Source organism: Conchiformibius kuhniae DSM 17694 (genome assembly GCF_000428785.1).
GTDB classification, from domain to species: domain Bacteria; phylum Pseudomonadota; class Gammaproteobacteria; order Burkholderiales; family Neisseriaceae; genus Conchiformibius; species Conchiformibius kuhniae.
In genome coordinates, this window is sequence record NZ_AUAP01000052.1 from 1 (window position 1) to 1,738 (window position 1,738).

Annotated in this window: 1 pseudogene; it reads left to right on the top strand. The window is 57.7% G+C overall.

The annotated features are described in order from the left end of the window. Positions 1 to 1,738: pseudogene (locus G392_RS13980) on the top strand (hypothetical protein); the annotation flags it as partial.

Genomic DNA, 1,738 nt, shown 5'->3' on the forward strand with positions numbered 1-1,738 from the left:
ATCGGACGAACAAGACTACGGCGTGGAAAACAGCGCACCCGTTACCCCGCCGCCCGCGCCCGCACCGCAGCCGGAAGCAATGATTCGTTTGAATGCCTTGGATGCGGGGGTGTTGGCGAAGGACGGGGTTACGCGTTTGAGTGGGAAAATTTTGTTGGACGGCACGGCATTTGCCACATTCAAAAACGCCGGCCGCGTGCATGGCATCACCGTGAAAATCGGCGACAAAACTTATACTTCGGCAATCAACCAAACCGACCGCAGCTTTTACATCGACGTGGCGGACGCCGATTTGCCGTCCCTGAACGGGCAAACACCGCAAATAACCGTACAACACGCGCAAACCGTTTATCATTTGGTGCGTAAAAACAGTTACGGTCAAGATTACAAAGCCGAAGCGGCGTATGCGCCGAAACTGGACGGCAGTCATGTGCGTTGGGACAAACCGTCCGAATGGTTTGACACATCGGGCAATTTGGGCATCACACCGCAAACCGCCGACAGCGTAACCGTGCGCGGTACGGTATCGGGCAGCGCGAAAGCGGGCGACACCGTGCTGCTGACGGTGGGCGACAGCGAAATCCGTACCCGAGTCGATGAACAACTGGGCTTCAGTGCGGCGGTTTCGCGTGCCGAATTGGCAAAAACGGGCAAAGTGGCGGCGCTGTTGCAGCAGGACGGTCAGACGGTGGCGCGTGGCGGAACGGAAGTATCGCGCGAACCCGAATCGGACGGCACCTTCGTCAGCCAGCACCAACACGTTGCCCCCGAAGCGCGTCCGTATTTTATCAATGCCCTGATTCCGAACAACCAAATCTATTTGGAAATGTTGGCACCGTTCGGGCAGGCGCAAACGCCGGTGTTGCGTTACGGCTTTTCCCAATACCGCAACGATTTGCCGTTTTCGGAAAGCAACCGCCAAGCCGTGCGCCATGTGTGGGACATTATCGAACGGTATGCCAATGTGAAATTTGAAGCCGTTGATGCCGACCAAACCGGCATGCATTATCATTTGCGCGACATGTCGGGCGGCACGAAAGGCTATGCCGAACACGGCGGCAGCGTGTACATCAACAAAGACCTTGCCGGCGGCAGCAACGGCAAAGGTCTGACATCGGGCAGCAGCTTCGGCACCGTGTTGCACGAAACCATGCACGCTTTGGGCGGAAAACACCCCGCCAACTATATGCGTTGGGAAAAATATCCGCACACATTGGGCGAAGAAGAAGACCGCCTGTCCACCACCGTATTGAGCTACACCGCCGACCAAGACTCGCGCCCCGACCTGCGCCTGTACGACCTTGCCTTCCTGCACTACCGCTTCGGCGTCAATCCGCAAGCGCGTACGGGCAACGACGTGTACCGCTTCAAGCCCCACAATCGCGGCACCGCCGACAACGACATCTACATTTGGGACGGCGGCGGCGTGGACACCTTCGACGCCTCCGACCAAACACAAGGCGTGAATGTCAATCTCACCCCCGGCTCATGGATTTACGCGGGCGAACAAAGCCAACTGTTTGCGATTAGCGGACTGGGACGTGCCGCCAACCGCGAAGCCTATTTGCGCGACTTTTTCGGCAAAACCGGCGCAGTGGGCGAAATTAGCGGACGCATCGATGCCACCGACGCCTATGAATACACCCAAAACCAAGCCTTTATCGGCTACGGCACACAAATCGAACGCTTAATCGGCTCGGCGCACAACGACACACTCACCGGCAACAACGCCGACAAC